The sequence below is a fragment of the Sphingobacterium sp. UBA7249 genome (genome assembly GCF_002472835.1).
GTDB classification, from domain to species: Bacteria; Bacteroidota; Bacteroidia; order Sphingobacteriales; family Sphingobacteriaceae; genus Sphingobacterium; species Sphingobacterium prati.
In genome coordinates, this window is sequence record NZ_DKST01000007.1 from 393,687 (window position 1) to 419,736 (window position 26,050).

The 26,050-nt window shown below is 41.6% G+C and carries 22 protein-coding genes and 3 tRNA genes; 10 read left to right on the forward strand and 15 right to left on the reverse strand.

Annotated features, from left to right (window positions below; all coding sequences use genetic code 11):
• Positions 1-40: 40 nt before the first annotated feature.
• From B4A24_RS05665 to B4A24_RS05685, 5 genes are all read right to left on the reverse strand, one after another.
• Complete coding sequence (locus B4A24_RS05665; protein ID WP_077436917.1) at positions 41-250, reverse strand: hypothetical protein; 210 nt, start codon at positions 248-250, stop codon at positions 41-43.
• Between the two features lie 9 nt (positions 251-259).
• Positions 260-2,713: a PIG-L family deacetylase gene (locus B4A24_RS05670; RefSeq protein WP_293943446.1), complete on the reverse strand. Its 2,454-nt coding sequence runs from the start codon at positions 2,711-2,713 to the stop codon at positions 260-262.
• Between the two features lie 391 nt (positions 2,714-3,104).
• Positions 3,105-3,359: a DUF6952 family protein gene (locus B4A24_RS05675; RefSeq protein WP_172392505.1), complete on the reverse strand. Its 255-nt coding sequence runs from the start codon at positions 3,357-3,359 to the stop codon at positions 3,105-3,107.
• A complete protein-coding gene (locus B4A24_RS05680; protein ID WP_172392504.1) occupies positions 3,340-3,654 on the reverse strand; it encodes a thioredoxin family protein in 315 nt (104 codons plus the stop codon). Before B4A24_RS05680 ends, B4A24_RS05675 begins: the two co-directional genes overlap by 20 nt.
• Before the next feature lie 85 nt (positions 3,655-3,739).
• Complete coding sequence (locus B4A24_RS05685) at positions 3,740-4,372, reverse strand: peroxiredoxin (protein ID WP_104384792.1); 633 nt, start codon at positions 4,370-4,372, stop codon at positions 3,740-3,742.
• Between the two features lie 287 nt (positions 4,373-4,659).
• On the opposite strand from B4A24_RS05685, the gene B4A24_RS05690 reads away from it, so the two are divergent.
• Together B4A24_RS05690 and B4A24_RS05695 are read left to right on the forward strand one after the other, a co-directional pair.
• Positions 4,660-4,740, forward strand: a tRNA-Tyr gene (locus tag B4A24_RS05690).
• 445 nt (positions 4,741-5,185) lie between these two features.
• Positions 5,186-5,257: transfer RNA gene (locus B4A24_RS05695), tRNA-Arg, on the forward strand.
• Positions 5,258-5,478: 221 nt separating this feature from the next.
• On the opposite strand, the gene B4A24_RS05700 is transcribed toward B4A24_RS05695, so the two are convergent.
• Positions 5,479-6,666 (reverse strand): MFS transporter, encoded by a 1,188-nt coding sequence (locus tag B4A24_RS05700; RefSeq protein WP_172392503.1) that lies wholly within the window; start codon positions 6,664-6,666, stop codon positions 5,479-5,481.
• Positions 6,667-7,044: 378 nt separating this feature from the next.
• On the opposite strand from B4A24_RS05700, the gene B4A24_RS05705 reads away from it, so the two are divergent.
• Positions 7,045-10,230 (forward strand): S41 family peptidase, encoded by a 3,186-nt coding sequence (locus B4A24_RS05705; protein ID WP_293943451.1) that lies wholly within the window; start codon positions 7,045-7,047, stop codon positions 10,228-10,230.
• Positions 10,231-10,409: 179 nt separating this feature from the next.
• Here the strand turns inward: B4A24_RS05705 and B4A24_RS05710 are convergent, their stop codons facing one another.
• From B4A24_RS05710 to B4A24_RS05720, 3 genes are all read right to left on the reverse strand, one after another.
• Positions 10,410-11,018 (reverse strand): LutC/YkgG family protein, encoded by a 609-nt coding sequence (locus tag B4A24_RS05710; protein WP_293943453.1) that lies wholly within the window; start codon positions 11,016-11,018, stop codon positions 10,410-10,412.
• Positions 11,019-11,051: 33 nt separating this feature from the next.
• On the reverse strand, positions 11,052-12,431 hold the full coding sequence (locus B4A24_RS05715) for a lactate utilization protein B (RefSeq protein WP_293943455.1): 1,380 nt from the start codon (positions 12,429-12,431) through the stop codon (positions 11,052-11,054).
• Between the two features lie 72 nt (positions 12,432-12,503).
• Complete coding sequence (locus B4A24_RS05720; RefSeq protein ID WP_293943457.1) at positions 12,504-13,247, reverse strand: (Fe-S)-binding protein; 744 nt, start codon at positions 13,245-13,247, stop codon at positions 12,504-12,506.
• 221 nt (positions 13,248-13,468) lie between these two features.
• Between B4A24_RS05720 and B4A24_RS05725 the strand changes: the two genes are divergently transcribed.
• Entirely contained in the window at positions 13,469-14,458 is a 990-nt protein-coding gene (locus B4A24_RS05725; protein ID WP_293943459.1) for a helix-turn-helix transcriptional regulator, read from the forward strand.
• Between the two features lie 103 nt (positions 14,459-14,561).
• On the opposite strand, the gene B4A24_RS05730 is transcribed toward B4A24_RS05725, so the two are convergent.
• The gene (locus B4A24_RS05730; RefSeq protein WP_293943461.1) at positions 14,562-14,774 is read right to left on the reverse strand and encodes a hypothetical protein; all 213 of its coding nucleotides are present in this window, start codon (positions 14,772-14,774) and stop codon (positions 14,562-14,564) included.
• Between the two features lie 170 nt (positions 14,775-14,944).
• Here B4A24_RS05730 and B4A24_RS05735 point away from each other — a divergent pair, with 170 nt between their 5' ends.
• The 4 genes from B4A24_RS05735 (at position 14,945) to B4A24_RS05750 (ending at position 17,573) form a co-directional block, all read left to right on the forward strand.
• Positions 14,945-15,562, forward strand: a complete 618-nt coding sequence (locus B4A24_RS05735; protein WP_293943463.1) for a fibronectin type III domain-containing protein — start codon at positions 14,945-14,947, stop codon at positions 15,560-15,562.
• A 195-nt stretch (positions 15,563-15,757) separates the two neighbouring features.
• The gene (locus B4A24_RS05740; RefSeq protein ID WP_293943465.1) at positions 15,758-16,477 is read left to right on the forward strand and encodes a hypothetical protein; all 720 of its coding nucleotides are present in this window, start codon (positions 15,758-15,760) and stop codon (positions 16,475-16,477) included.
• A 226-nt stretch (positions 16,478-16,703) separates the two neighbouring features.
• Positions 16,704-16,776: transfer RNA gene (locus B4A24_RS05745), tRNA-Lys, on the forward strand.
• Positions 16,777-17,108: 332 nt separating this feature from the next.
• Positions 17,109-17,573 carry a response regulator gene (locus B4A24_RS05750; RefSeq protein ID WP_293943467.1) on the forward strand — a complete coding sequence of 155 codons (465 nt, stop codon included), beginning with the start codon at positions 17,109-17,111 and terminating at the stop codon, positions 17,571-17,573.
• A 27-nt stretch (positions 17,574-17,600) separates the two neighbouring features.
• On the opposite strand, the gene B4A24_RS05755 is transcribed toward B4A24_RS05750, so the two are convergent.
• The 5 genes from B4A24_RS05755 to B4A24_RS05775 form a co-directional block, all read right to left on the reverse strand.
• The gene (locus B4A24_RS05755; protein ID WP_293943468.1) at positions 17,601-18,686 is read right to left on the reverse strand and encodes a hybrid sensor histidine kinase/response regulator; all 1,086 of its coding nucleotides are present in this window, start codon (positions 18,684-18,686) and stop codon (positions 17,601-17,603) included.
• Positions 18,687-18,766: 80 nt separating this feature from the next.
• A complete protein-coding gene (locus B4A24_RS05760; RefSeq protein WP_293943470.1) occupies positions 18,767-20,917 on the reverse strand; it encodes a sensor histidine kinase in 2,151 nt (716 codons plus the stop codon).
• A gap of 10 nt (positions 20,918-20,927) precedes the next feature.
• On the reverse strand, positions 20,928-21,692 hold the full coding sequence (locus tag B4A24_RS05765) for a methyltransferase domain-containing protein (protein ID WP_293943472.1): 765 nt from the start codon (positions 21,690-21,692) through the stop codon (positions 20,928-20,930).
• Positions 21,692-22,501: a hypothetical protein gene (locus tag B4A24_RS05770; protein ID WP_293943473.1), complete on the reverse strand. Its 810-nt coding sequence runs from the start codon at positions 22,499-22,501 to the stop codon at positions 21,692-21,694. Before B4A24_RS05770 ends, B4A24_RS05765 begins: the two co-directional genes overlap by 1 nt.
• Positions 22,502-22,660: 159 nt before the next feature.
• Complete coding sequence (locus B4A24_RS05775) at positions 22,661-23,995, reverse strand: metal-dependent hydrolase family protein (RefSeq protein WP_293943476.1); 1,335 nt, start codon at positions 23,993-23,995, stop codon at positions 22,661-22,663.
• A 212-nt stretch (positions 23,996-24,207) separates the two neighbouring features.
• On the opposite strand from B4A24_RS05775, the gene B4A24_RS05780 reads away from it, so the two are divergent.
• Together B4A24_RS05780 and B4A24_RS05785 are read left to right on the forward strand one after the other, a co-directional pair.
• Positions 24,208-25,074, forward strand: coding sequence for a LytTR family DNA-binding domain-containing protein (locus tag B4A24_RS05780; protein WP_293943479.1), 867 nt, complete (start codon positions 24,208-24,210; stop codon positions 25,072-25,074).
• A gap of 112 nt (positions 25,075-25,186) precedes the next feature.
• Positions 25,187-25,969 (forward strand): CPBP family intramembrane glutamic endopeptidase, encoded by a 783-nt coding sequence (locus tag B4A24_RS05785; protein WP_293943482.1) that lies wholly within the window; start codon positions 25,187-25,189, stop codon positions 25,967-25,969.
• The last annotated feature ends 81 nt before the right edge of the window (positions 25,970-26,050 follow it).

Genomic DNA, 26,050 nt, shown 5'->3' on the forward strand with positions numbered 1-26,050 from the left:
ACCATCCAGTAGTAGCGCTTCCAGCTATTCATCCTATAGTTTATCTATCTGAGGCCTTTTGAGGATAGATAACACTGTTAAAAAACGCAGCGATAATCAATCCAATAACAGCACCACCAATGATACTCAAAAATGTCTCATTTGCAGTGAAGCCAATTAATGCACCAAATACTACAGCGACTAAAAGGATGATTCCTTTTGCTTTTCCAGCATCAATCGTTGTGCAGTTGTTGTCAATCTGATTTTCCATTGTGATATTTTATTTTGATTTTGATAACAAATTTACAAATAATCTGTAAGCTCCGGGAATTCCCGCAGGTAATTGTCTAAAAAAAGATAGGGATGTATAGACAAATTTCCCTTTTCCATAGTCAGCGATCAATAACGAGCCTTTATGCAATGATTCACCCGGATCTTGCATGCTGATCGGTGTACGGTATCTTTTATCGATATTTTCGGCAAAATACAAACCCCGCTCCTGTACCCAATTGGCAAAGTCCGCTTTAGTAATTTTATTGGGATAATTGAAAACGGGATCCTTTTCGTCAAAATGAACAGTGGCCAGCTCGTCGGTAACCCGATTTCTGCCAAGGTTAAACGCATAGGGGCCGATATTCTTGGAAACCAAGCCGTTGCTTACGTTGTATTGCTCGACAACGGTTCCGCCGTTATTGACATAGCCCAATAATCTATTTTGAATCTGAGCGATATCTTTATTGACATTGAAGATCCTTACGCCCAAGATGACTGCATCATAGCTCGATAGATCACTTTTTAAAAGCTGTTCGCTTGTCAGCACGTCCACTTGGATGCCAATCGCGCTGAGCGATTCGGGAATAAGGTCTCCCGCCCCATGGATGTAAGCGATCTTTTTAACCGCATTGATCAGGTTGATATTGCTCATTTTTATAGCTACATCAGGAAAGTAGACAATCTCCGGAATATGGTTATAGCCTATTGTTTTTGTCTCCTTTAGTCTATCCTTTTGATCAACTTGGAAAAGAAGCGTATCAATGGATGAAACAGTTGCCTCTAAGGGACTTATTGTGATCTCTTTGGAGAGGCTGTTAACACCAGAGGTAAACTGTAGTTCAAATGAAGCCGGATTTATTTCCCAGCCTTTTGCGCCAACAGCGTTTACGCGAAATGACTGTGACCGAGCCTGCCCATTTTTTTGGAACGCCAGATTTACCTTGATGGATTTTGCATTTTGGGTCAACGCCAGCGGACTTGAGCTCTTTGCTGTGAGCTGTGGCAGAATGACGACCGGATTATAGATTTCACCACGAACAGGATCCGTGTACTTATATTGGATATGCTGGTCAAACGTAATTGCAGTACCATTGATCATTAATTCAAAGCGTACTTTTGGATTATTGGGGTTTTCTGGATAACCGGTCAGATTAAAATCACTGACATTAAATTTCCCCTTAGCGTGTGGTTCATTTAACCAATAAGGCTGTGTAGAAATTGATGCATTTACTGAAATAGAATCTTTTAAAAGAAGATTGTTGACCAGGTTTTTATGGATCTCTTTATCATTTAGTTTGACCAGCTGCACCGTAACGCCTGGACGTCTTGCAATAACGGCGTTTTCGACATTGATCTGATCGCCCATCGCATAATTCGGATTTTTTACGACACTTTCAAACCAGATCCCGCTACAGGCAAGGATCAGTTTTTCTACTTCTTTTTTCTTTTGATCTCTCCAGTAATCATCCTTGATCTGGTCGAGCGCTTTATAGAGCTGGAGCAGGTCAGTTAGCGCGGACTCCGGTTTATCTACTTTATAGTTCTGATTGACTTTTTCGATCAGCGATTGTACTGTTCCGCTATTTGGTATCCTTTTCCAGGAAGTATCAATGCCATCCAACGGAGAATCTGTTGCGGGGCTGCCGTCAACGTATTCGAAATATTCAATAGAAGAACCTCGTTGCGCAGCAGATCCGAAGCCCTGGCTTTTATGGGAGGAACGGCTATGCGCAGCAATTTCACCATAAGAGGCACCTATCAGCGCATTATAGTTTCCGATGTCCACTTTGAGCTGATCTTCGCGCGTATTGTCCTGTCCGCCAAAGTTGAAGGTATTCCAGAGGAGGCGTTTCGCCTGCCAAGGTTTTACGTATTGAAGTTGTTCAGGGAACTGTTTGGGATCAGCAGCAGCTTTAAATGCTTCGTGTGCCAACATTGCGGAGGCCTGGTGGTGGCCATGTCCGCCCCTAGCATCGGGCGGGAACCGCGTTATGATCACATCAGGCCTGAATTTGCGGATCAACCATACCGCTTCGGCCAGCACCCGTTGCTTGTCCCAAAAGTCAAATGTTTCTTCGGGTGTTTTGGAAAATCCAAAATCATAGGCGGAAGAGAAAAATTGCTCTCCTTTGTCAATCTTTCGTGCGGCAAGAAGCTCCTGTGTACGGATCAGGCCCAATTCGACCCCCTGTTCAGTACCGATCAGATTTTGCCCTCCGTCACCACGGGTCAGGGATAAATAACCTGTTCTATATTTTTTTTCCTGCGCTAGCCAGGCGATCAGGCGGGTATTTTCGTCATCTGGATGTGCTGCAAAGTACAGGACAGAACCTAAGACATTCAGTTTTTCCAGGTTGAGCTTAATCTCGGCGGCATTCCATTGCGGATTTTGTGCTTGTACAGTTGACTTTGACAAGATACTGGCCAATAGAATAATAACAGAAAGAAAGGGTTTTCGCATGCTTAAAGATAAAGATTTCCTCCAACACAGCATCTTGCACATTGTAATTTTAATGTATCTTATTCATTGTAAAGAATGCGAAACGCAAAGAAAACAAAGGAGTTGGCCGCTTATTTATCCCAAAATAAAAAACGGAAATCCCAATCGAGTTGAAATTTCCGTTTAACAATTAAAATATTTTTTCCTGAAACGAATGTTTAGAGAATAGTTATTTTGTCGCTTCGCTCCAAGTGGCAACCTTTAACATAGTAAATATATGTAGAAAATATTTAGTTCTGTCAGATTCCTTAAATTAGTTTTCCACATTGCTAAATTTTGTCAACAATTTAGCTTTTGGGTCACTAAAAATATGAAAAGAAAGTCTCACGTTAGGGTGTTTAATGAAGCAAAATTACTTGTCAATTGCTCCTAAAACACGTTTCATGAACATATTTAAGGCATCTTTTTTTGTATTGCCTTCTTTTATCAACTTGTCGACCTCTACGGCTCCGTAAAGGTTAGAAATTAATTCACCGATGACGTCGAGTTCCTCATCTTTCAACGGCGCCTCCGTTAGGGCTTCCAATGTCTCGATGGTCTCCAATACATAGTCGACATCATTTTGTTCGATGAATTCTGTGAGATGTTTAATTACCGGCAGCTTCATTGAATAGTTCTACTAGTGCGTCCAACTTATTTGTTTGTACTTGATTCACCAATTTACCGTTTTTAAATGCGGCAAATGTAGGTAGGTTATTGACATTCGCCAATTTGCGTGATTCAGGAAATTTTTCCGCATCAGCGATGATAAAAGGAACCCCCTCATTTTCGCCAGACAATTTCTTGAATTTCGGTTTCATGATTTTGCAATTGCCACACCAGGTAGCAGCATACTGAACCATTACAATATCGTTATTGTTTACAATTTCTTGTAAATTATCGTTTTCTAATTCTTGTAACATGATTTTATTATTAAGGTGATTGATGGAGAAATCAACAGGAGCCGGGATAAAGGCCCCTGTTGATAAGACCTGAGGTCCTTTATTGTTAGTGTTTAGCTAAATAGTCAGCCACACCTTTTCTATCTGCATTCATTGCATCTTTACCTTCTTCCCAGTTTGCAGGACATACTTCGCCAAATTTTTGTACGTGAGCGTAAGCGTCGATCAGGCGTAAATATTCTTTTACGTTACGGCCCAAAGGCATGTCGTTTACAGACTCGTGGAATACGCGGCCAGTTTCGTCGATCAAATAAGTAGCTCTGTAAGTAACAGCAGATCCTTGTGCTAATGTACCGTACTCAGGATGTTCTACTTCTTGAACGTCCAGGATACCCAATACGCTAGATAAGTTGCGGTTAGTATCAGCTAAAATAGGATATTCAACACCTTCGATACCGCCATTATCTTTTGCAGTGTTTAACCAAGCAAAGTGAACTTCGTTTGTGTCGCAAGAAGCACCGATTAAAACGGTATTGCGTTTTTCAAATTCAGCAGCAGCCTCTTGGAAAGCATGTAATTCTGTAGGACACACAAAAGTGAAATCTTTTGGATACCAGAACAAAAGTACTTTTTTACCTTCTTTAACTGCTTTTTCGAAAATGTTGATCTGCAAATTGTCGCCTAAATAATCAATTGCATCTACTGTAATGCTTGGAAAACTTTTACCTGTGAAACTCATAATATATCTTTCTTTTTTTATTGACACAAAGATAAGGTAACCCGGATCAAAAAGCGAATTGATTTTACCAATACACTATCATCAAAATCTATTATGACTAGAATGTAACAATAAGTTTTTATTATATTAATATAAGCTGTTTGAGGGATTTCTATCCGAATCGGGGTGTGTTGAAAAAATAAAACAATTCATACTGGGACAGTTACAGATTAATGGGTCAAAATAGTTGCACAAATGCTGCGCAAAACCTACTTTTGCGACGTTCTATTTCAGAATAGCACAATGCTGGAGGGGTTCCAGAGCGGTCAAATGGGACGGACTGTAAATCCGTTGCTTCGGCTTCGAAGGTTCGAATCCTTCTCCCTCCACATTTTTTTTTCTTTAAATTTTTCTTAAATTTTTCCGTTCAGATAATTAATGCCTTGTATCAATGGCGGATCGTTATGGATCGCTGTCTGGGTATATTGTGCTTGTGTTTATATGGCGGTATTGCCAGTTGATAGCACTGTGGCGCAGTCAACTTGCGGCATAGTCCAATAGATCATAACTCAGATCGCCAGCTTCCAGATTCAATGACCTGGCTGGGCATTCCGTTTTATCATGTCAGCAGGCAGCCTGAGCGGCTTTTTTATGCTAGAAATGCATTGATGGCATATTTTCTATGATTGTCTTGGCTTTTTGTTTTGCGGTTGATCTTAATAGGGCTGAATACATTTTTATATCCTGATTGTGGAGGTTTGCAAAAATATGGAATAGATTTTCATCTAGCTATTGACTTATTTATAAAATAAACCTAAGTTTGGCTTTTGAAAGGGCCCCGTAGTTCAACGGATAGAATAGATGTTTCCTAAACATTTGATAGCAGTTCGATTCTGCTCGGGGCTACAAGAGGAGAAGAGTATTCCGATATCGCTTTTCATTGCAGGAGAAATCGCTATAAAAAGCAGTTCTCCTGTTTTGTTTTAAGGCATGTTACTATTTTGCGCAACTACACCACTAATTGGTCCATTTTCGCGACAGCAATCCGTATCGGCAATTCCGGAAATAGGTCAGGGATTTTCAAGTTCTAAGGCTGTCTTTTGGCCGGGAGATATCCAGTTTGACTATTAATTGGACTGCGGTTCCTTAAATAAAGATAGCCTTCCCACCATACCAAACATGAGCAAGCCAAAGCAAGCGAAAACACCGTAGGAATAACGCAGGCTAAAAGCTTCTGCGATATAACCGATCAGTGGCGGGCCCATAAGAAAACCGAGATAGCTAATACTGGAAACCATAGCCAAAGCCACCCCAGATGATACATTTTTATTTTGACCTGCGATACTATAGATAGAAGGTACGTTACAGGCAACACCGATGCCTACAAGCATAAAGGCAAGTGTGCATACGATAAATTGAGGAAAGACGACCGAGGTCATCATACCGACAAACATCAATATTCCGCTATATTGCAACGTTCGTTTGCGGCCCAGTTTCCGGATCACTGCATCCCCCACAAAACGACCGGTAGCCATCATGATCATAAAAGAAGCATAGCCCACCACAACAAACTTTTCGGGGGCATGGACGATTTCCTTAAAATATACACCACTCCAGTCAAACATAGCACCCTCGGTTGCCATGCTGAAAAAGCCAATGATACCCAGTTGCAAAAGACTTCCCTCCGGCTTGGAAAAGAAACTTCGTTTTTCTTTCTGTGGAGATTTTCCCGGAACCAGATAGCGTTGGTTAATTAATGTATTGCCGGTTACAAAAACCAATATGATCAAGAAGTGCGATAGGGTATCCAGGCCAAGGTTCATGGTGAGCAGTCCGACCAACGCCCCAGTAAAACCAGCGATACTCCAGGCGCCATGGAAAGAAGTCATAATAGACTTTTTATAGATCAGCTCAGTGGCTACGCCCTGTGTATTGACCGATATATTGCACATATTTCCCGTTACGCCGAAAAGAAAAAGAACTGCACCCAGTTGCCAGGCATTTTGAGCAAAGGCGATAGCACACAAGACCAATGCATAAGCAATGGGCACGATCCGCAACACTTTGGCACTGCCATATTTGGTAACCAGCTTGCCCGAAAGAGCCATTGTTGCCAATTGCCCTACAGGGAGCATCAGTAAGATTGTTCCCAGCTGTCCTTCGCTTAGGTGAAGGCGTTCCTTGATGACAGGAATACGGCTAGCCCAGGATGCGAAAGCAATGCCCTGGCAAAAAAAGAATAATGATACAGCAATCCGTATCCGATTACGTTTATTGTAAAGATCTTCTTCTGAGGGAGTTATCGTTGCGTCCATAGTATTTGATTTGAGCGTGCAAAGTTACGGATAAGTATTTCATTTCGCGACAGGATCAACAAAGAAATTTAATCGCCCGGCCTACAGGAAACTGATCCTTAAAACTGGGGGAAATAAAAATAACTTCCTTATTATTAGTCTGATGTGCTGGGGAATAACTCAAACTTGTCTATCGCTGTATACCCGTCGGCCGTCAGCACGTATTACCTTTTTACTTTAAATATACGAAGTTGTTTCAAGAAGATGTGGTAGAACATGCTCAAATACAATTAAAATGTAAAATTCACAATACGGCGATAGTTTTTCAATAAGCTATTCTATTTTTGTTTATGGCGAACAATTATTAGCCTCCTAGATATAATGATAAAAAAACTGCTTTTGAGTGCAGTTCTGGCCTATGGTGGAACTGCTTATGTCGTTGCGCAGCAACCCACATTTTTGTCTCATCCTACATTGACGCCCGACGGGAAGGAGATGGTATTCAGTTATGAAGGTGATCTTTGGAAAGTAGCAAGCGAGGGCGGCGTAGCTGTCCGGCTTACGGGTATGGAGGGAAATGAAATCAATCCCCGGATCTCTCCGGACGGCAAATGGATGGCATTCTCGGCCAATCAAAATGGGAATATGGACATCTATGTGATGCCATTGGTTGGAGGAGATATCCGCCAATTGACAGCGCATGATGCCTCGGATGAAGTGGACAGCTGGAGCTGGGACAGTAAAACACTCTATTTCACTTCTACGCGCTATAATCGCATGGGCGGCTACCAAGTCTCCTTGGAGGGTGGTACGGCAACACGCTTATTACCACATTTTTTCAATTATATCAGCGGTATCGTGCCTACACCTTCGGGCGAGCTCCTGTTTAACGATAGCTGGGAAGGATATAGTTCGGCAAATCGTAAGCGTTATAAAGGTGCGTTCAACCCGGATATTCATTCCTATAATCCCAAGACAAGAACCTTTCAACAATATACAGACTATTCCGGAAAAGATCTTTGGCCGACAGCAGATCAAAAGGGAAACATATATTATGTTTCGGATGAAAACAATGGTGAATACAACCTGTACAAGTTGAACGGTAAGGCCAAGATTGCATTAACAAGCTTTCCGGAGTCCATTAAACGGCCTTTTGTATCAGCGAACGGTGATAAAATTGCATTTGAAAAGGGGTATCAGCTCTATATTTACGATGTTACCGGAAAGAAAACGGTACAGCCCAATATCGCTTTAAACCGCAATCAGGTCCTTGGCAAGCTGAAGGAATTCGATATTTCGGGTAATGTCAGCAATTTTGATGTTTCGCCCGACGGAAAAAAAATGGCGTTTGTATCCAGAGGAGAGTTATTTGTATCCGATAGTGAAGGTAAATTTGTCCGTCAGATGCCTGGCCAAGGGGAGCGTGTCATGGAAGTCAAATGGCTCAAGGATAGTAAAACCTTGCTGTATAGCCAAACCTATCAAGGGTATCAGAACTGGTTTTCCCGTACGGCAGACGGCAAGGGGGAAGTAAAGCAATTAACGCAGGATCTACGCAATAACCGCGATATTACATTCAATGCGGATAAAACCAAGGCTGTCTACCTGAGCGGTCGGGACGAAGTGCGCACATTGGACCTGACAAGCTTAAAGAGCCAGACCGTCGTCAAGGATGAAATCTGGGCATTTCAAAATTCATCACCTTCATTTTCTCCTGATGGAAACTACCTGTTGTTTACAGCAATTCGAAATTTTGAACAGGATATCTTTGTTCATAACCTTAAGAGCGGACAAACGACCAACCTGACAAATACCGGCGTCTCTGAGACAAGCCCCTATTGGTCCCCGGATGGGAAGTATATCTATTTTGCGAGCAATAGAACTAAACCCTCCTACCCTACTGGAATGCAAAATTCGAGCATCTTTCGTATGGCCATGACCAATTTTGACCAGCCTTATCGTAGTACGAAGTTTGACGAATTATTTGCTCAGCCAGCAGTAAAGAAAGATTCTGCAGCAAATAAACCAACAGTGCCTAAAAAAGAAAACGACGCCAAGGACAAAAGTAAGGCCAATGCTGCGAAGAATAAGCCGGCAGCCCCTAGTCCAGAGCCGAAGAAAACGGTCTTGGTACAGCTTGATCTAGAGGGGCTGCGGGATCGTATCGAGCAGGTCAGTCCTGCATTTGGGACACAGTACAACCCCTTGGTAATCCAAAAAGCAGATAAGTCGTATGTCTTCTATTCGTCTGATCATGAAGGCAAGTTCAGCGCTTATCGTACAGTTTATGAACCATTCACAGCGCCAAAAACTGAAAAAGTAATCGAAGGCGGGATGGGACAGGTGCAGGAATCGGCAGGCAAGTACTTTGTTTTGCACCGAGGTATCATTCAGAAATATAACCTTGATCTGAATAAACTTGATGCGATAACCATGAGCTTTAAATTCAATAGAGATCTGGAGAAAGAGTTTAACCAGATGTTTTATGAGACCTGGGCCAATCTGGAGGAAAATTTCTACGACAGCAATTTTCATGGTGTAGACTGGACGGCAACAAAAAAGAAATACGAAAAATATCTGCCTGGAATCAATGATCGTAATGACCTGCGTATTCTCCTGAACGATATGTTAGGAGAGCTCAACTCATCACATTTAGGTTTTAGTTCGATGGGAGCTGAAGAACGTAAACCATTTGGCTTCGTAACGAATGAAATTGGAGTGGAATATGATAGCGAAAACCCTTATAAGATCAGCCGAATCATAAATAATGGCCCCGCAGCAAAGAAAGAGGTGGATATTAAAACGGGTGATGTACTGGTTGCTGTCAATGGTGTTAAATTAAGCACGACGATAGATCGGGACAGCTATTTTACCTGGCCATCATTGGAAGAAGAAGTGCAGCTGACGCTAAACCGCAATGGGAAAGAAGTTCATACCAATGTGCGGCCTATTTCCAGTACGGCTTTTAGGGAATTGATTTATGATGAATGGATCAGGGATAACCGCAGCCGTGTTGACAAATTGAGTGGCAACAAGATAGCCTATTCGCATATGAAGAATATGTCGGGCGGAGAATTGCAACGTTTTCTCATTGATATGGCTGAGCAGGAGAATAATAAACAAGGAATTATCTTAGACCTACGCTATAATACTGGAGGAAATGTGCACGATGAAGTATTACGCTTTTTGTCGCAGCGCCCTTACCTACAGTGGCAGTATCGTGGTGGAAAACGAGCGCCACAAAGTAATTTTGCACCCGCTGCCAAGCCGATCGTACTGTTGATCAATGAGCAGTCTTTAAGTGATGCGGAGATGACTGCAGCAGGATTCAAAGCACTAAAACTTGGTAAGGTCATCGGCAATGAAACTTACCGCTGGATCATCTTTACTTCCGGTAAAGGACTGGTTGATGGATCTTTCTACCGATTACCTTCTTGGGGATGTTATACCCTGGATGGTCAGGATTTGGAGCAGACAGGTGTCGCACCGGATATCCTCGTGAAAAATACAGTTCAGGATCGGGTGGAAAATAGGGATCCTCAATTGGAGCGGGCGATACAAGAAATTCTCGGTGATATCAAATAAGGAGTTATCCCGCGGGATAAAGTTTAATAAAATGGGCACGCTACTTTGGGCGGCCCATTTTATTTTGGATTATCTTCAGCTTAGCGCTTTTGAAGAATTTTGGCGGATGAATGTGCTGTCCAGAAAAGCCATTTAAATCAGCAGATGCTTCGTTTCAGAAGTTACTTCGCTTCGGATCCTTATTGATCAGGAACAGGCGTTTTCAGGAAAAACAGTGTTAGGCTTCTGGGGCCTTGGGCGCCGCGAACCAGTGTTGCTCCAATGTCTGCGGTAGCCGAAGGGCCCATGACAAAGCAGCCATATTCCGATGCATTGAAATCAATCTGCTGGTATGCCGTATGCATGTTCTCGGTGATGGTATCGGGATCTAGCAAAACGGCCAAATGTTGGCTTAAAAATCCGAGAGAATTAATTTTTAACGAGTTTTCGGTCAACCAGACCATGCCCATTTCAGCAACGCCAAATTCGGCACGGATGATGCCTAAGTCGACATCGTCCAGATCTCTGGGGTGAGCAATGTCCGTGATGGTCTTATTCCCTTCCCATTCGGCAGTAGCCGAACAGATGACCGCAACTTCGCCCAATTTATCACGCATGATCTGCTGGCATTCAGCAATGTCGCTCACGTCATGGCAGACCCCGCCAACAAGCGCCAGCGCATCAATAAATTGCTGTTTCAGGACCGCTTTGTCTTTTATTTTCGTGAATGTGGGTACTTGCGGATAAGCTATTTTTTCTTTGGGAAGATGTTTTCTGATATCACCCAAAAGTTGGTGTAAGTCGCTCATTGGTCAATAATATATGCGTTTGTATACCTGTCGTTATTTTACTCTATTTTTGATATACCAGTCTCGGAAGGTCTCCTTCTGGATGGCTGGCATTTGTCTATTTTTGCCCCAGGCATTCAATGTTTTATTGTATACCAGCCAATCTGGTGCAAGTTTAAGGCCGTAATAGCCTAATTTTTCAGCTCTTCTAAACCATTTTGGACTACCAAACAATTTTCCTGCAACGTTAAATGCATAGTGTAGGGAGGGTTTGGACGCTTTGATACGCACCATGTGCTGGCGCCATAGCGTGATCTGTTCGGCGATATTGATATGGACAGGGCACACTTCTGTGCAGGAGCCGCACAGCGACGAATGAAAAGGTAGTTCACTGTATTTTTTATCATCAAACGTTGGATCGATAATGATGCCGATGGGACCGGAATAAGTTGCTCCGTACGCAATGCCACTGCTTCTTCGATATACGGGACAAGTATTCATGCAGGCACCACAACGGATACATTTTAACGAATACCAAAACTCCGCTTTACCCAGTCGTTCAGAACGGCCATTGTCGGTTAGGACAATATGGAGCTCGGCTCCGTTTTCGCGCGGTCCCATAAAATGGGAGGTATATTGTGTGGCCGGTGTGCCGAGTGCGCTGCGGGATAAGAGGCGAATAAACAGTCCGAGATCCTCTGTTTTCGGGAGGATCTTTTCGATTCCGATACTGGCAATATGTAGCGGAGGAATCGCTGCTGTCAGATCTGCATTACCTTCGTTGGTACAGACAACAAATGCTCCGGTTTCGGCCACGGCAAAGTTTGCTCCGGTGAGCCCAGCATGAGCCTCCAAAAACTTCGGTCGTGCATTATTGCGCATGGCTTCGGTCAGCTCCTGAGGGTCTTTATTGTTGGGGTCGGTTCCGATGGTTCTTGCAAACAGTTCGGCAACATCGTCCGTCGTTTTATGGATGGCAGGCATCACAATATGGCTGGGCATTTCGCCCGACAGTTGTTGGATGCGTTCGCCGAGATCCGTTTCGATAAGTTCGATGCCCCGCGATTCCAGGTAAGGGGCCATTTCACATTCTTCCTGTAACATGGACTTACTTTTGACGATTTTGGTGGCATTGTGGCTTTTGAGGATCTCATAAATGATGCGGTTGTGATCTTCAGCCGTCTTGGCGAAGTGTACTATTGTGCCGCGTTTTGTGGCAGCCATGACAAACTGTTCTACATATTGATCAAGGTGGGTCAGCGCATGTTCTTTGATCTGTGAAGCGAGGTCGCGCATCTGTTCCCATTCGGGAATGCTGGCGGCCATACGATCACGTTTCATGCGTGCATTCCAAAGATTTTTATCGTGTGTCGGTTGATGCACGTCATCCATATGGATGAATGCGGCAGCATTTTTCTCAACGTTTATTTTCATTCGCTTAAATTTCATTTATTCATGCAATGTTCGTTTCCTTTGGGCGCTCATACGATTAAAAGTATCTCCGCCTTAGTAAGGGCCGTTGTTCAATACTTGGGCGATATGTACAAATTTTAAAGGCGATTTGTCCCTTTCAGCGATGCCCTGCTGATGCATGAGGCAAGACATATCAGGGGATACCACATACGCAACTTCCTGCCTTTCGTAGTCTGCGACTTTATCTTGCCCCATTTTAACACTTACCGCTTCATCGGTCACACAGAAGGTGCCACCAAAGCCACAGCACTCATCTGGTCGGTCCAAATGCTTTACAGTTACACCGGAGACCTTATGAAGAAGTTCTTCGGTTTTATTGAATCTAGGTTCCTGCCATTCGGATCGGGATTGAATATGCAGTCCGCGGATTGCGGAGCAACTGTTGTGTATGGCAACGCTATGGTTAAAGGATGTCCAGGGAAATTCGCTGACCTGTAATACATCTGTTAAAAACTCGACAAGTTCGAAGGTATTTTTGCGAATCTGTTGTACTTGGGTAGTCTGCGGAATGGCATCAAAATGTTGGCGCACATGCTTTACGCAGCTGCCTGCGGGGCCAACGATGTAATCAAAGCCTTCGAAATTTTTACAGAACAGCGCCTCAGCAGCCGCTGCATTTTTCTGGTCGCCCTCATTTCCCATCGGTTGTCCGCAACAAGTTTGATCTAGCGGAACAATGACCTCAACACCGAGCTTTTCTAATAATTCTAGTGTAGCAATACCGACTTTTGGGTAAATGGCATCTATATAACAGGGAATAAATAGTCCAACACGCATAGTAGTGATTTAATTGAGGGCTAATTTTACAAATAAATATCGGTATTACTGTTCTTAACTATCCTGTCCTAACGATAAATTACCGAACACAATTCGTTAGTAGTAACAAACGAAGAATGGCTTTGTTTGTACTGCTTTGGAATGGTAACTGAGATTTCCGCTCTTTATGAATTATTCGCTGGAATTCGTTAAATTTATAGCACTAACCCTAGCTGACCTGTATGTTTACAGCTGTATATATCGATTTAAAGAAGGAGATATTGCCTGCGAATAAGCCTATTCGCGGGGCGAGGTTGTCATTTTTGCCTTTGCAGCATCACTACAGTAGCGAAGAGGGTTTTGAGGGCATCTATATTGAGCTTGACGAATTTGTATTGCTGGAGTTAAAGCAGTCTGTCACTGGGGCTGGGCAGCGTTTGGATCTTATGACCGAGCATGTGTCACTCTGGCAATTATATCAATTTATGGGCAGCTCGGATATTTATTTGCCACATAATCTACCGTTGAGTGATAACCGTTGCATTTCATTTTCTTCCCAAGTTTCCAAAATACCTCTCATTCTTCGCCCTACTCGGCAATGGATAATACTGATCGGTTATAAAAAGAATTTTACTTCAGATCTACTTAAAGAATTTCCGATGCTGGGTTCGCTAGTCTTTGGTGCCGATGCTGATCATTCGACCTGGTATTGGGAACCGGATATCAGTATCAACCATAGTCTTCGCGAAGTATGGAAACGTATTGAGCGAACCATATATTTCCCATTTCGGGGCAAAGCGGAATTGTTGTTGCATGTGTGTAGGCTGCTTGAGGAGTATTGCAAGCAGTTAGATAAACAGTCGGATCAAAGCGAGCGCTCAATGCTGGGGTTATACCATAAGGCTTTGGCTTATATCAACGATAATCTATTGGATTCGATTAACAAAGAGATGGTTGCTGAAGGATTGAATGTCAGTCTCCGGACCTTGACCCGTGCATTCGAAAACAGGCCGATCAAAATTGTTGATTACATCCAGCGATTGAAATTAAACCATGCCCGTGATCTACTTTACGAGGGCGAAATGTCTATTGAGGCGATTTCTAATCTTTTGAATTATCCCAACAGAAAGTATTTCAGCAGAGAATTTAAAAAATATTTTTTTCAGAGTCCAAGTATATTTAAAAAGGAAATGGAGTTTTTTAAAGCGCAGGGTGAGGATGACGAGAGCTGACCTGCATTAATACTTGTTTTTTGGACGGGAAAGTGTTTTTATTAGACAAGATGGAACGTAAACAGGTAAGAATTTGAATTTGTTGAACGATCCGTATCATCTACTAGACCGAACGATCTGTTTTTATCACAGTTTGATTTATTTGTTGTACCATGACCTTGCTATTCCGATGATACAAATCACTTGTTGTGCCGTTTGATCTTTTCGTCAAACCAAAACTATTATTTTTAAGACCAAAAGTACTTTTTTCTAAGCAAAAGAGAAGTTTTGTTAAACCAAAAAGTTTTTTTGTTGAACGGATCAAATCTGCTTCCATGATTCAGAAATGCATATTTTGCTCCTTTTTTGCTATATAGGGGATCAAATTGAGCCAAAATTATCGATGATGGAGGCTATTTTTGGCTCAATTTGACCCCCTATTTGGGAGGTGCCCATGCTATATTTGTTTTGTTGATCAACTAGTTATAAATTTTAAAAACAGTAATTATGGCAAAAACAACATTACAAACAGGAACAAGCAGCGGAGAGGCACAATATGTGAAATTCGTTGAAAACATAGTGGTTAAATTGACGGATAATGCGGCGTCTTTTCCGGATATGGATCCGACTTTGGCTGACTTACAGCAGGCATTGACGGCATTTAAGAAGGCGCAAGCGGATGCAGCCTATAGAGATAAGCGGTTAGTGGTGATCAAAAATCAAACACTTGCCTCTCTTAAGACGGTGGTCTATCACTTATCGCTATACATAGAGCGTAAAGCGAATGGTGATCCGGCAATTATCTTGTCTGCGGGTTTCAATCCGTCGAAGACCTTTACCCTTAAAGGCGAAGCTGCGCCCAAGCCGAAAAACTTTTCGGTAGCCGTGAGCGCCAATTTATCGGGGGTGGCTGACCTTAGGGTAAACAACTGGCGTGCGGTATTGGTCTATCAGTTTGAATACCGCAAGAAAAATGGTGAAGAATGGAAACGAGTGATGAGTTCCAAATCGAGGGTTACGATCACGGGTTTGGAGCCAGTTCAGGAGTACGAGTTTCGGGTAGCGTATATTGGCAGAAATCCACTGCTCACGTATAGCGACATTGTGAGTTCGTACGTATTCTAATTGGAACAATGTAATTCCTTTTATTTAAGCAGCCTGCGGGCTCGCTACAAGAAAGTCAATAGATTGTTTTTATAGGAAGTATAAATATATTGTATATAAGAAGCAATTTATCTAAGTTTGGCTATCCCCGCACGACGGAATATCGTGCTCTCCTGAGGAGGGGATAGCCAACTTTTAGCATGAAAAATCATGAACATGAAGACTATTGTCCGGGAACATCCCCTAAAAGATATTATTTTGGAGTTTGATGAATCCAAAACACAACCTGACTTTGAAAAAGAAGCCCTGGCGACCTACTACGAAGCACATGACGAAGTTTATGCGCTGAAGCAAAGACTGGATATATTAGCGGAAGGATTGGCAGATGCTGATGCCGAAGTTGCGAATTTATATATGGAGGCGCTGGCGTTGGAACAGAGCTTGGAGATTATAGAAGATTTTTTGGGACTTTCTGCTGGTGATTCCATCCCCGATATAGAAGGAGAGATCACGATAGATGTAGCGGAGTTATTTGAAGATATCCGCAAACATCATGATGTCTTTCAGCAGCTGTACTTACAGATAGACGATCTAACAAAGAAATACAACTTTGAGATGGACTTAATGGATCCGGATGACGAGTTTCAGGAAAATTGGCCTATCCATAGTCGGTATTTCACAGTTTTTGATAAAGTTTTTCCCCGTTATGAGGAGCTATCGGTCGACATTGTTTCGATAGATGATGATCAGGAGACTTTTCGCGGAGTATATGGGGAGCTTCTGGAGATCTACAATGCTAATCTCGCACTTGCGGAATGGGTATTTGCGAATTATAAAAATTTATTTGATCTTGTGGAACCGATGTATGAGCGGACTTCTGTGGCGATTGAGGCGATGAATAAAAAAATGCGAGACGAATTGGGTGATGATTATTAATGCGCTGTAGTTGTTCTGGCACTATTCCTCCAATAAATTCTATCTATTTAAATTATCTTTATGTATATGTAATTATTCTAAGAGTCGTGTAACGAATGAACCAATAGATAGGCTATTTCTATTTGCTAAATAACTAAAAATCTCGCTGGAATGTCATAAAACTCAAAAAAATACGGCTTAATGCTTGACTTTTTCTGTGGGGAACCTTACATTTGAACCATTGAATGACTTCGTAGCTCAGTTGGTAGAGCAACAGACTCTTAATCTGTGGGTCCTGAGTTCGAGCCTCAGCGGGGTCACTTAAAAAAAAGCCATTTTACGTAAGTAGGATGGCTTTTTACATTTCTAGAGGCCGTCTTAATCGGTTTATCCCATGCTGAATCCTCTGAATAGGGCCGTTTTCATGTCCTTGTACGGCAGGGATATTTTTGCGATCTGAAGGAATATTAGGCTGATCAAGGAAAGATTGAATGCACCTAAACGAAGAAATTTCCCAAATATTGATTTTAATCTTGATTTTCAGGATCTGGATCTTGTCATGCTAGATAAATTGTCAAATCGTAAAAACGAACGACCAGTTACTTAATTCAGTAAATTTATTCCGTAAATTTGTCTCGGAGACAATAAGTTTATGGAAGACAAGAAGATTTCAATATTGTACGTTGATGATGAAGAGAATAATTTATTTTCCTTCAAAGCAACGTTTCGTTTAAAATATGAGGTATTTACAGCCATCAGTGGCGCCGATGCAATTGACCTTGTCAAAAATAATCCAATCGATATCATAATCACAGATCAGCGGATGCCTGAAATGACTGGTGTGGAGTTTTTGGAGAAAATAATAGAAATTAATGCCGCTCCAATGCGTATACTTTTAACTGGGTATACTGATATGGCTGCGGTTGTCGATGCCGTTAATAAGGGAAAGATATTTCATTACCTCAATAAGCCTTGGAGCGAAAAGGAACTTGATGACACGATTCAACGCGCTTATGAGGTGTATATGGAAAGACAAAAAATAATCGAAACGAATGCAAAACTTGAGTCATCCAATGATCAATTGGAGTTTATGTTGCGTCAAAAGTTGCTTTCCTAAAAACAAAGACTTTTAGGAAAGCAGCATTTATTTGCTCGGTATATTAACTGTAAATGTTGTGCCTGCCCCTAATGGCGACTGAACATCGATTGTTCCCTGTAATTTCAGAAGAGCATTTTGCACATTATATAAGCCAAAACCCATACCCTTGGCCTGATCACTACCTCTAAAAAACAGTTTGAAAATATCATTGATGTGTTGGGGAGAAATACCAATACCATTATCACTCACTACGATCTTCGCCTTTTTGTCCGATACGTCAACAGATAAGCTGACGAAAGGATCTGTTTGACTTTTTTGCTGATATTTGAAAGCATTAGATAGTAAATTGTGTAAAATCAATTCGAGAATCGCCTTGTCGCATTTGAATGGTTCTTTCTGCTCGACACGGATATTAAAAGTTACATCCTTGTTTTGCGTATACATTTTATAGAATTGTCTTACGTTGCCGAAAAGTTCATCAAAATTAATTTCAGCGAGCATGAGCTCCCCCCGGCGCAAGAGATAGTAGTCCCGCAAACTATCAATATAGGCGTCGAGACTGACCAATGAACTATCCATTAGAGCGAGCAGTTCATGAATACGGTCTATATCGTCAAATTCTAAGCCTAGTTTCACCGCAGAGAGTACTCCTGTTAAAGGATCACGTAAATCATGACTCACACTATAGGCAAATTTATCCAGCTCATCGTAGGCTTTCTGTAGTTCTTGGTTTTTTGTTTCTAATAAAGAGTTTGTGACATAAAATTTATTTGCTTCTTCGATCGCTGAAATAATCTCTTCCCTCATCCATGGTTTGCGGACAAACCGAAAGATATGGCCCTTGTTGATTGCATCAATAACTGTATCCATGTCGGCATAAGCAGTCAATAAAATACGGATGGGCTTTGGAAAATCTTTTTTGATACGGTGCAGAAAGTCTATTCCCAGTTCTTCGGGCATACGTTGATCACAAAAAATCACACGGATATCCGAATTGGAGCGAAGTATTTTCTCGGCTTCAGCTGTATTCGATGCGGTATGAATGACATAGTCGTATCTAAAATTCGCTTTAAAACCAATCAAGTTATTTGCTTCATCATCAATATATAATATTTCAAGCTCCGTCTGCATAATTTTTATAATCTGGTTTATTTACCAAAAATGAACGAAATTAGTAATAATTTATCGAACTCATTGGGTTTACTTTTGCATCATTTCTTTTGTTGTATGGGGATGTGTAGCGTAAAGACTGTTCCCGCCCCTATTTCTGATTCTACAATAATCTTACCATGGTGTTTGGCAATGGTATTATAGGCGATAGACATCCCCAGCCCTGTTCCTTCGCCGACCTCTTTTGTCGTGAAAAAGGGTTCAAAAATTCGTTCCTGAATGTTTTTTGGAATACCGACACCATTGTCTGCTATTTTGACATAAATACTGGATTGCTCCTCGATAATTCCGGTTTCTATCCATAGTTTACCCCCTCCACTAGCACCGAATTTTTTATTGATGGCGTAAATGGCATTTGTTATAATATTCAGAAATACTTGGTTCAATTTTCCCGCATGACATTCTACCATCGGTAGTTGTCCGTAGTTTTTTTCTACTTCGATCGTGTTACTAATCAAACTGTTAAGTATTACCAACGTAGATGCTATACCTTCGTTGATATTTGCGTACTTTAACGTGTCCTCATCGACACGTGAAAAGATACGTAAACTTTTTACAATTTCAGCGGTGCGGTGGGCACCATCATGCATTCCTTTCAATAGAAAATCTATCTCGGTCTTTAGATAATCAAGATCTAGTTCATCCTTGAATTTTTTAATCTGTGACTGTTTCTCCTCATCGGAAAGTTGCGGTGTAAAAGCAATGCGTTCGATTTCGTCCAGTGTATCCAAGATCATTCCGATATCTCGTTTCAGCGGGGCCACATTGGAGCTGACGAAGTTAATTGGATTATTGATCTCGTGTGCTACCCCTGCAGTCAATTGTCCTAAAGAGGCCATTTTTTCGGATTCAACCAGTTGTGACTGTGCTTCCTTCAGATGTGTCAACGTCATTTGTAATGAGGCATTGGATTCTTTGAGTTCATGCGTTCTTTCATTGACTTTTTGCTCCAACACCACATTTTGCTCACGGATGAGCCGCTCATTTTCTAATGAAATAGCTAATTCTCGTAACCGGGATGCTTCCTTTTCTTGCTTGAGTATATTGATGCCATAAGCCAAACCAAAGGAAAGTAATGCCATTTCGATGACTGAGGCAATTTGCACAGCATTGCTTGTAAAGTTGTTGTAGTTTAATATACCATAGTCTTTTAACAAAAATACAACGGATCCCAAGAGTAAGATAGTCCAGCCATAGACAAAGTACTTCGCGGGTCTGTATCCACCTATCATAACACGGAAAGATAGGTAGAGCACGAACAACGAACCGGCACCAGTGACTCCTTGCATTACAAAAAATGCGGGTTGTGCCAGATTGCTTAAAGCTAGGATGATACCGATGGAAAATAATACGATAAAAATAATGATTATTCTTCTTGATCGAGGGGCATTCTTTTGTAATTGGAGAAATGAATCCGCAAAGAGCAGGGCACAAAGACCGGATAAACAACCAAAAATAATTGGTCCTTTAGTGGCAAAATAAGGCCAGGAGGGCCATAAATATTGGAAGCTATATCCTTTGATGCCCATTTGGGTAATTCCCGCACAGAGGACATACAACACATAGTAAAGGTAGCCTATTTCCCGTACGGAGAAAAACAGAAAGAGATTATATATGGCCATAATAAATACAATGCCGATATATATCCCGCTTATAAGGCTATCGTTATTCATTTTCCGTACAAATAACCGCTTGCTGCTCAGGTAGATCGGTAGTATAATCTGTTCGGTACTTTTAATATGCAGAAAAAATACTCGCTCTGATTGCCTGGGTAGATGGATGTCAAATACATAATTGGGGACTTTGTATTTTCGTATAGAAAAATTTTGGTGTTCCCCAAATTTGATATATTGATAAGAGCCATTTTCGGAAGGACTATATAATTCTACCTCATCCAATAACGGATATGCGATTTCCAGTAGAAAGTCTAAATCTTGGTCGCTGCTATTTTTTATAGGAAGACGAAGCCATATGGCATCGGCTGAGGTCCCTAGGTTGGGGACTTCATTATCTAGCGTTTGAAAGTCCGATGAAGACAAAATTGCTGAAAATGCGGGATTTCCGACTCCTGTATAGCGCTCCAGTTGATGACCAATCAGTTGCCGTTGCCCGGAATGGTCCACAGTGAGCTGTGCTCGCGACGGCAGGCAAGCAATGATAAATAGACAGATTAGGAGAAACCAGCACTTCATTTTTAAGACGCTACTTTTTTGCTTGGGCGATGACTAAATTCATTGATACTAAAAAACAGCCGGCTTCATCCAAATGATTTAAGGTTTGATGAAAATCATCAAATTCTGATTGGCTTAATTTACCTTTTTCGATCATTTCCATAAGGATTTTGTCCAAAAATAAATAACGGTTGGCTTCTTCTTTTGACCGTGTCACCATACATAACGTTTGCAGTTGAACCTGCTGGAATCCATTTGCAAGCAGGTCTGCTGTCAACTTGTTGCCCGCCCAGCCGTTGTAGACTTTCTCCTCTGTCAGATATTGACAGATCTTGGCCTCTATGGTCACATGCTGTGTGTAAAAAGTCAGGCTATTCCAGATTGTTTCAACGATTACCAAAGGCTGTCCTTTACCTAATATGCGATATACTTCACGAAACATACTCTGCGGATCCGTCAAATGCTGGACAAGACGTTCCATCCGAACACCGGAAACAGCTTCATTTTCGAAATCAAGTTGATATACCTCGCCCTGTACAAAATTGACATTATTGATTTCGCCATTACCTGATTTCGCATGATTGATCAGTGCGGCATCATGGTCAACACCAATCACTTGTACATCCTTTCCTAACATTTTTGCCAGGTTAACGGCGTCCATTCCGGTACCGCAGCCCAAATCAGCAACGAGCCCCTCTTTGATCATACTAAAGGGAGAATAAGACTGTATTTTTAATTGCTTGAGAAAGTCTCCGGTATCCTGTAAATAACCGGCATCATAGTGTTTATTGTCCATTACAAAATATTTAGATTACGATGATCTGCTTTCAGATCTGCTGATGTATGTTCCAAGTTTTTTATGACCTCGTTGAGATCCCAACGATCCAGATTGGGAATGTCTATTTGATAGTGAATTTCAATTTCTTTATTTCGCAATGTTTCTATTCGGACAATATTGGAGTTGGTTCGTAATGAAAAAATGGCTTCTTTGTTTTCTTGGTCAGCTTCGGTCAATGTATCCAAATTCCTCATGATCATCACTGTTGCCAACAGATCTAATTTGGGATAGTAGAAAGTTCCGTTGTTACCGACACTCGTATCAATTCGGTAACCTACACTCTCGGCAAGCTTTACGGTATATGGAGCGCATAATGCAAACAGAGATTTGATCCCGATCTGTGTACTTATTGCTGCTCCGGCTCTGGTGAGGAAAATACTGCCTATTCCATAGCCTGCGATCTCACGGGAGTTCCATAACCCGCAGCCTTCCCCAGTGCCATGTAGGGCATGATTGTATACCAAATCGTAGATACGAGTATCCATAGTCCCTGTAGCCTGTTCTATAGGTAATGGTTCGCTCCCCCCGGAAACATGTATCCGAACACCACCGTATACCTTTTCGCTATCAAGAGATTCTACAATAAGTACGAATGATGCCGGATTATACATCCAGTCATTTTTGGACGAAGTAACTTTTTTCACGCCTATTGCTGTCAAGACATGGGCGTGCCCTTCTATAAAACGTTCACAGGTCTTAGGATCGTCGATAGCGCGAAATGCTCTTAGTCTAACTACTGGACGTCCTTCATTGAATAATAATGCCACCGAAATGCTTTAATTTATCGTTGAGACACAAAACTAATCAATAAAAAGCAAAGCTGTTTAAAGCTTTAATAAATAAAATACCTTTATGATCTGCCTTTTACAAAAAATATATTTTCAATGCCATTTGTATAAAATAGAGCTATATGGTAACTTGATTTATCAACGTTTTTGCAAGCTATTTTTATAGATCTGTCCGTCTTTAATAATAAGTAAAAAGTTTTTGGCAGGGTCTGTAAGCAGTTTTAGATCTGTGAGCGGATCACCATCAACTAAAAGTAAGTCTGCCAGGGCTCCCTCTTCGATCACGCCAAGTTTGCCGGGATATGGACTTCGTAAGCCCGCAAGCTGTAACAAATCCGCATTGTCCTGGGTAACCATTTTGATGATTTCGGCATTCGTAAACCATTTTTGAAGACGAAGGATAAATGAATTCTGTAGCTCGTTCAGGTCGGGTTCAAAGAGGAAATCCGTACCCCAAGCGAGCCTTACACCATGTTTCTTAGCCAGAGGCCATACTCTTTCCTGTCCTTCAATAACGGGCCTGCGTTTTATTCTCCTTTGAGGGTCCATATCGGGGGTATCTTCCACTAGATTTTGTAAACTGAGCCAGATACTTTTCTTTGCAAGAAGCTTAAGCGTTTCCTCATCCAATAGTTGGCCATGTTCGACGCATTTTACCCCTGCTTCGACAGCTCTGCGAACAGCCCTAGAGGTATATGCATGAACTGTAACATAGGTCCCCCAGTCTTCCGCAGCTTCCACCGCGGCCTTCATTTCATCTAGGGTATATTGCGTCACATCTACAGGGTCATATGCTGAAGAAGTGCCTCCGCCGGCCATCAGTTTGATTTGACTGGCGCCGAATCGGAGATTTTCCCTGACCGCAGTGAGCACCTCATCACGTCCGTCGGCTATAAATGTAGCTCCATATCGTTCGGCCCTTGAAACAATACCAAAGAATCGGCGCGATTTTTCTTCAGGTGTCCTAAAATCACCATGACCCGCAGTTTGGCTTATTGTAGCCCCAGAAGGCCAGATTCTAGGGCCTATTAATTTACCTTTGTCAATAGCTGTCTTCAGCGGAAATATCGGTCCGCCGACATCACGCACACTCGTAAATCCCCGCATGAGCATTTTCTGAGCAGATTGGCCAACTTTGTTAATCAGAAATTCCTCAGAAAGATCGTTTGTCATCATCTGTGGCATCGTAAGCGCCCCAAATACTAAATGTACATGGACATCGATCAATCCCGGCATTAATGTTTTGCCTTTGGCATCTATCTTCACAATTTCTGCTCCCGTAGTTATAATAGGCTTAGCACTAATGCTTCGAATTGTATTGCCTTCGATCAGGACCTGCTTTAGGTCGGTAAGGCTTTGGCTGTTATAATCTAAAAGTTTAACATTTTCCAAAAGAATCTGTTTCTGCTGTGCTTTTGGAGTCTGAATACTGCAAGCACAGAAAAAGAAGGTAATTACATGATGTAAACGCATAATTATTAAAATATGACGTGTTTATATAATATGACTAGAGCTATTAAAGCCTAAAAAGACCGTATTTAATGAAAACTATTCTCTAAGTTAAATATAAATAAATATTTCTTATTATTGTGTAACTATATTTTTCTATAGTTAGCCACTGAAACTCTCTTCGCGACTGAGAAAGTACTATATCAGGACAAATTTTAGTAAATTTATCGCTGATTATGATCAATTCAATGTTATGGCTTAGATACGGACAACAAGTGATGCCGGGAATATTTACCTTCCGCAACTCGCTGCGCCATGCTTTTTTGCTTGGCGTATCCTGCTATCTTTTTTTAATTATTTTTCAGCCATTTGGTACTTACAATTTTGAGGATTCCGGTAAATATTTCTTGTTAGCCGGTTATGGCGTTATTTTTGCCTTTTCATATCTACTGGCTTCTATTTTATTGTCCAATGAGAAGAAATGGACGGTAAGAACAGAGCTCTCGCGTATGCTGCTGGTGTACCTATCAGCTACAATATTTAATTTTTTATACAATAGTTGTATTGTGAGTCAGGTGCCCTTGAAATGGATCAATTTATTGTATATGGGGCTTTATACCATATCGCTTTATGTACCCATTGGGCTGATCTATTTTTTAACGCTCATAAAAACAAATTGGAAGAAACCGAATATTACTGCTCCAAATGCGGCTGCCCTGCCGCAATTAAGCTTAACGGGTCAGCGTGCTTTTGTTGTTGATAAAAGCCCTATTGTCTGTGTTGCTAACGGAAGTCAGCTTTTATGTTTTGGCCGCCAGGATTTTATATTTGCCAAGTCTATGGATAATTATTGCGAAGCTTATTTTTATGAAGACAAAATCGTTAAAAAAGAGATCATACGCATTACATTGGGAAAGCTGGCTGAGCAATTGATGGGCGCAGATATTCACCGCTGCCACAGATCTTATCTGGTTAACTTCGATAAAATCCTGACCAAAGAGGGCAATGCAAAAGGCTTTTTACTACGTTTCGCTGATACGGAAGAATACGCACTGGTGTCACGTTCGATGCTCCCTGCTGTAAAATCCTATTTATTGAGTTGATCCGGCTCAATTTGACCAGTAGCAACCTGTGCTATTCGTCCCTTTGCAGGGCTATCCGCCACATATTTTTGCCAACGGTGAAGTGGTCATGTAGTTTTGTCCCAAAAAAGATATGAATCGCACAAATTTCAATTTACTTGTTTTGTTTCTCTTTTTCGGGATTTATTTTGGATTGGATCAATTCTTTTTTGCGGCTGTTCAGTCCAAGATGACTGATCTTATTCGTAACAGGGCTTTGAGCCACATGGTAACCTATATGCTGAGTTTGGCCCCTTTGCTTATAGGAGCACTGTTACTTCGTCCAACAGATCAGGATAAATTGCTATCCAAATTTGGGTTAAACGGGTCTCTCATATTGGGAGTCGCCATCGGTGGGCTGACGACAGTTCCGATGTTTGTCGGTTATGCATTTAGGTTTTCCCTGATGAGGCAGCCTGATCTCAATTCCTTGCTAATTAATACTGTATCTGCGGGGTTGTTTGAAGAACTTATCTTTAGGGCTTATTTTTTTGGCCTTGTTTACCGCTATACACGCTTAGGGTTTATACCTGCTATTCTTGCGACATCATTGGTCTTTGCTCTACTGCATCTATATCAAAGTCAGGACCCGATGGAGTTGGCACTTATTTTCACAACGACATTTTTAGGCTCCGTATTGTTTGCTTGGCTATATACCGAATGGAAATTTAATCTTTGGGTTCCGATGGCCTTACATATATTGATGAACCTTGCTTGGATGCTATTCAATGTCGATGATAATGCGGCTGGAAACTTGTATGCTAACATTTTCCGCTTTTTTACGATTGTCTTGGTTATCGTAATGACAGTAATGAGGGCAAATAAGTGTCGCAATAGTCTGCGGGTAAATCGAAAGACGCTTTGGTGGAAACCTTAAAATAAATAACAAAAGCTTATAATTTATCGCTGTCTATACCTTTTATCGGTAGATCTGGCTTATTCACGTTTTGGCATTTAT